Origin of the sequence: Arthrobacter sp. TB 26 (assembly GCF_000427315.1) — a bacterium.
GTDB lineage: Bacteria > Actinomycetota > Actinomycetes > Actinomycetales > Micrococcaceae > Arthrobacter.
In genome coordinates this window covers 1-4,698 of the sequence record NZ_AUPJ01000072.1, presented here as the reverse complement: position 1 = coordinate 4,698, position 4,698 = coordinate 1, and the positions used below count along the sequence as shown (strand labels likewise).

Sequence of the window (4,698 nt, the reverse complement as noted above, 5' to 3'; positions counted from 1 at the left end):
CCGCGCTGCGGCTGCCGTGGGACGTGCTTCCGGTCTGCAAGCTGGGGGTTCCCGGACACGGGGAAACGGCTTTCGGCGCCCTGGCACCGGCCAACGGCGCGGTGGTGCGGGTCCTGAACCGGGACCTTGTGGACCGGCTCCTGGCCGTCGGCGTGAGCAGGTCCGCGCTGGAGGAGGTGGAAAGCACCGAACGGGCAGAACTGCTGCGCCGCGCAGGGGCCTACCCGGGGCCGCGGCTGCCGTTGGGAGGCCGGAACGTCATCGCACCTTCCGTCAGGTGCGGGACGACGACGTCGTCCGGCTGCTGGATGCCCGGCCCGCCTGAACACCAACGCGGGGTCACTCCGCGCCCGTCCTAAGGCTCAGGATGGGCGCGGAGTGACCCCGCGTTGGTTAGGGCGCGGACCTTGCGGCCCGCGCCCCCATGTCTAGCTGCTTGCTAGTGCTTTGCCGTTTCAGCCGGCGCGTGGTGGACGACGCCGAGCGGGCGGCCCTTGGTTTCCCCGGCGAGGAGGACACCGACGGCGGAGATGACACAGAGGATCATGATGTAGATACCGATGGAACCGGTCCACCCCGTGCCCTGCAGCAGGGCCTCCGCGATGGTGGCCGCGAACGCACCGCCCAGGATGGCGCCGAAGGCGTAGCCGATCGAGATGCCCGAGTAGCGCACGTTTGCCGGGAACATCTCGGCGTACATCGCGGACATCGGGCCGTAGGACAGGCCCAGGCCGATGGTCAGGACGAACAGTGCGACGCCGTAGAGCACGATGTTCTTGGTGTCGATCAGAGCGAACATCGGGATCATCCAGGCGAAGACAATGCCGTAGCCGATCAGGAACGTCTTGACGCGGCCGATCTTGTCCGAGAGCCAGCCGCCGACGAGGGTGAAGATCAGCCAGCCGAAGGAAGCCAGCGTGGTGGCCAGCAGGATCTGCGCGACAGGCATCTTCAGGGACTTGGTGGCGTAGGAGATGAAGAACGCGATCAGGAGGTAGCCGGCAGCGTTGTTGCCGATGAAGATCATCGTCGAGTAGAGGACGGCCTTCTTGTGCTTCCGGATGAGCTCGCCCAGGGGCGCCTTGCTCTCCTCCTTGCGCTCGGACAGTTCCTTGAAGACCGGGCTCTCGGCCACGGCGCGGCGGATCAGGTAGCCGACGACGATCAGCACGATGGAGAGCAGGAACGGCACACGCCAGCCCCAGGACGCGAAGTCCTCCTTGGACATGGACGTGTTGAGGAAGTAGAGCAGGCCGGTGGCGAGGATCATGCCGACCGGAACACCGATCTGCGGGTACGCGCCGAACAGGCCGCGCTTGCTCTTGGGAGCGTGCTCGACAGCCATCAGGGCGGCGCCGCCCCATTCACCGCCGGCGGAGAAGCCCTGGATGACACGGAGCAGGATGAGCAGGACCGGAGCCCAGAAGCCGATCTGGGCGTAGGTCGGCAGCATGCCGATCAGCGCCGTGGCGGCACCCATCATGATGAGGGTGAAGACCAGCATGGCCTTGCGGCCGAGCCGGTCACCGAGGTGGCCGGCGACGATGGCACCGAGCGGGCGGAACAGGAAGCTGATGCCAATGAGGGCAAAGGACAGGATCTGCGCCAGGCCCGGGTTCGAGGCGTTCAGCGGTGCCAGGAACAGCGGTGACAGCAGCGTCGCTGTCAGCTGCGCGAAGATGAAGAAGTCGTACCACTCGATGGTGGTCCCGACCAAGGTGCCCGCGAGGACCTTGCGTTCCTCGTGCTTGCTGCTGGGGCCCGCCTCAGAATCGACACTTGAAGTTGCGGTCATTGGAACTCCGTTGCTGGGGGCAGAGGTGCTGCCCGGGGTGGGTGCGAAAAGAATAACTGAATGCCTCTGGATTTACTGATCGAACGGTCAGTTAGTATTCAGAATACTACTATGAAATATGTGCCAGGTCACACATCTTTGGAAAAAGCTTCTCCGCCGCCCCTAAATGACGACGGAGTTGCCCGTCAGTCGGCGCGGTTGAGGAACTCCCGGACCCGGGCCCGCACGGGCTCGCGGTCATAGCTGTTCACCATCGCGCCGGCCATCCTCACCGGATCACCGAAGAAGAAGTATTCGTAGAGCGACTGCCGGCCGGAGAAGCCGGAGACCGAGGCGTCGAAGGCCAGTTTGAACAGCCGGACGCGCTCGGGACCGGTCAGCGACTTGCCCTGCAGGTACATCTCGATGTCGGCACGGGCGTCGCTGTTGACGTCCGCTTCGCCGGGAAGCGCCATGAGCCCGGAGGCGGAAAACTTGCGGATGATCTGCGGGAAGCGCTGGGCGACCTTCGGATACCAGTTGCGGGCGGCATTCAGCGTGGACCACTTCGGGAGCATAACGCCGGCCTCGTTGAGCTGCGCGTCCACCTCGGAAGCCCGGACCAGCGCCTTGCCGATTTCGACGTCGACGATCAGTTCGGCGATATCCTCCTGGATGTGCTGGAAGCCGTCGATGCCGATCGAGTCGGCGAGTTCGGAGGCCAGGCCCAGGAAGAACTCACTCTTGGCGATGGTGCGGGTGACTACCTGGTGCGTCATCAGTGCGGCGGCGCCGGTTTCGGAATAGAAACCGTTGCACAGCTGCGGGTTGCCGAGCATGAAGATGCGCTCGTTGGGGACAAAAACATGGTCGAAGATCGCGACGGCATCCATCTCCTCGTAGCGGGAGGCGAGCGGCTCGTCGTGGGTGCTTCCGCCGTTGTACAGCGAGGTGCGGCACAGGTAGCGCAGGCCCGGAGCGTCGTTGGGGATGGCGAACGCGTAGGAGTAGGGCGCGTCGTCCGGCGTGCCGCGAAGCACCGTGGAAGGGAAGACCAGGAGCTCGTCCGCGATCGGGGCGATGGTGGCCAGCATGCGGGCGCCGTGGATGACAATGCCGTCCTCGCGCTCCTCCACAATCCGGGCCGAAAGCTGGCCCCCGAGCTGTTCGGATCCGGAGACCGAGCGGTTGACCTGCGGCGGGATCAGAGTGTGCGTGGCCAGGACGTCGTTTTCACGGGCCCACTCGTAGTAGTTGTGGATGTTCTCGCCGAACTTGGGATCGGCCTGGGAAAACCACTTCTCGGCCGTGCTGAGGGCGGTGAGCGAGGAATTCATGTAGTCGCCGGAGCGGCCCAGGAAGCCGTTGGAGGACTCGGCCCAGGTGGAGATGGCCCGGCGGCGGCGCTCGAGGTCCTCGACGGTCTTCGGTACCAGGAAGGAGGCGTTGACGAGGTCGCCGGTGGTGGGCGAGGTGTACGTCAGCGCGTCCTGGTACCTGGGGTCGTGCTGCATGTCGAAGAGCTTCGCGTAGGAGCGTGCCACGTTGCGGAACGCGGGGTGCTCAGCGATCTTTTCACTGACAACCTCACCGTCGATCACCACGTGGGGCGTCATGTCGTTGAGTTTGTCCAGGTACTGCTGTCCGGTACGGATACCCATGGTTGCTTCTCCAGTCATCGTTGAGCTGTGCCGAAAGGGCCTGAGTTGAACTGCGGAGGGTCAGAGCAGGTCTTCCATCCCCAGCTGGCTTTCCGGGATGGTGGTGAAGGTGCCGTTCGCGAAGGCCAGCGCATCGCCGTTGCGGTAGTTGAAGTCCACCACCTCACCGATGTACAGCGTGTGGTCGCCGCCGTCGTACGCCGCCCAGGGCTTGCATTCAAAGTAGGCGAGCACATTGGATAGCCGCGGCGCTGTTTCGCCCTCGACCCAGAGCGGCTCGGGCCCGGGACGGCCGGCGAAGTGCATCGCAAGCTGGCGCTGCTCCGCACCCAGGATGTTGACAGAGAAAGGCCGGCCTGCGAGCTCGTCGTGGGCCTTCGCGGCGCGGGCGATGCTGACGAGCACGAGCGGCGGGTCCATGGACACGGAGGTGAAGGAATTGACGGTGATGCCGCGGCGCTTCGTGACGCCGTCGAAAGTCACGATCGCTACACCGGTGGCGAACCGGCCCAGGCTGCCGCGGAAGTGGTGGGACCGGGGCGCGGACATACGGCCCGGAACAACCGGGACGGGCTCGGTGCGGGGCTTGGCAATCATCAATGATCCCTTGCGAATGGCGACGGCGTTGTGGGGGATGCGCCCTGTCTGTCTTTGTTCCTATTCGTGTTCTATAATCGAACACATCGTTCCCATATAGAACGCTAGCGCACTGTGAGGCCGAGCACAAGGGCCCCACGGCGCCTCCCGGCCTCACCGCCGCCCGCACCTAGGATGGACCCATGACCCCGACCGCCGGCAGCGCCCAGGCTTCCCCGTCCCAGACGTTGTCGCGCGGCATCCGCGCCCTGGAGATCCTTGCCGACGCCCAGCATCCGCTAACCATCGCCGAACTCGCCGATGCGATGGGGGTGCACCGTTCCGTCGCCTACCGCATCCTCCGCACCCTGGAGGACCACTCGCTGCTGGTGCGCGACGACCGCGGCCGGGTCCAGCCCGGCCCGGGCCTGGCCGTCCTGGCCCGCGGGGTGTCGCGGAACCTGCAGACGGCGGCCCTGCCGGAGCTCACCCAGCTCGCCAATGCGCTGACGATGAGCGCTTTCGTCGCCGTCTGGGACCACGAGGAATGCGTCACCCTGGTCACCGTGGATCCGCGGCACACCGGGGCCACGGTCGTCCAGCATCCGGGCTCCCGGCATCCGATCAGCGCCGGCGCCCCCGGCATCGCAATCCAGTCGGCCCTGTCAGAACAGGAATGGGCCGCCG

5 protein-coding genes are annotated in these 4,698 nt (G+C 65.6%); 2 read left to right on the top strand and 3 right to left on the bottom strand.

The window, feature by feature from the left end:
- Positions 1–23: 23 nt before the first annotated feature.
- Positions 24–359, top strand: a complete 336-nt coding sequence (locus tag K789_RS21995; RefSeq protein WP_128081532.1) for a hypothetical protein — start codon at positions 24–26, stop codon at positions 357–359.
- Between the two features lie 80 nt (positions 360–439).
- On the opposite strand, the gene K789_RS0101510 is transcribed toward K789_RS21995, so the two are convergent.
- The 3 genes from K789_RS0101510 to K789_RS0101500 all read right to left on the bottom strand — a co-directional run bounded on the left by K789_RS0101510 (position 440) and on the right by K789_RS0101500 (position 4,032).
- On the bottom strand, positions 440–1,795 hold the full coding sequence (locus K789_RS0101510) for an MFS transporter (RefSeq protein ID WP_024365201.1): 1,356 nt from the start codon (positions 1,793–1,795) through the stop codon (positions 440–442).
- A 185-nt stretch (positions 1,796–1,980) separates the two neighbouring features.
- Positions 1,981–3,435, bottom strand: a complete 1,455-nt coding sequence (gene hpaB / locus K789_RS0101505) for a 4-hydroxyphenylacetate 3-monooxygenase, oxygenase component (RefSeq protein WP_024365200.1) — start codon at positions 3,433–3,435, stop codon at positions 1,981–1,983.
- Positions 3,436–3,495: 60 nt separating this feature from the next.
- Positions 3,496–4,032 carry a flavin reductase family protein gene (locus K789_RS0101500; protein WP_024365199.1) on the bottom strand — a complete coding sequence of 179 codons (537 nt, stop codon included), beginning with the start codon at positions 4,030–4,032 and terminating at the stop codon, positions 3,496–3,498.
- 182 nt (positions 4,033–4,214) lie between these two features.
- Between K789_RS0101500 and K789_RS0101495 the strand changes: the two genes are divergently transcribed.
- Positions 4,215–4,698: IclR family transcriptional regulator (locus K789_RS0101495; protein ID WP_024365198.1), on the top strand; the 484-nt coding region annotated here is incomplete at its 3' end.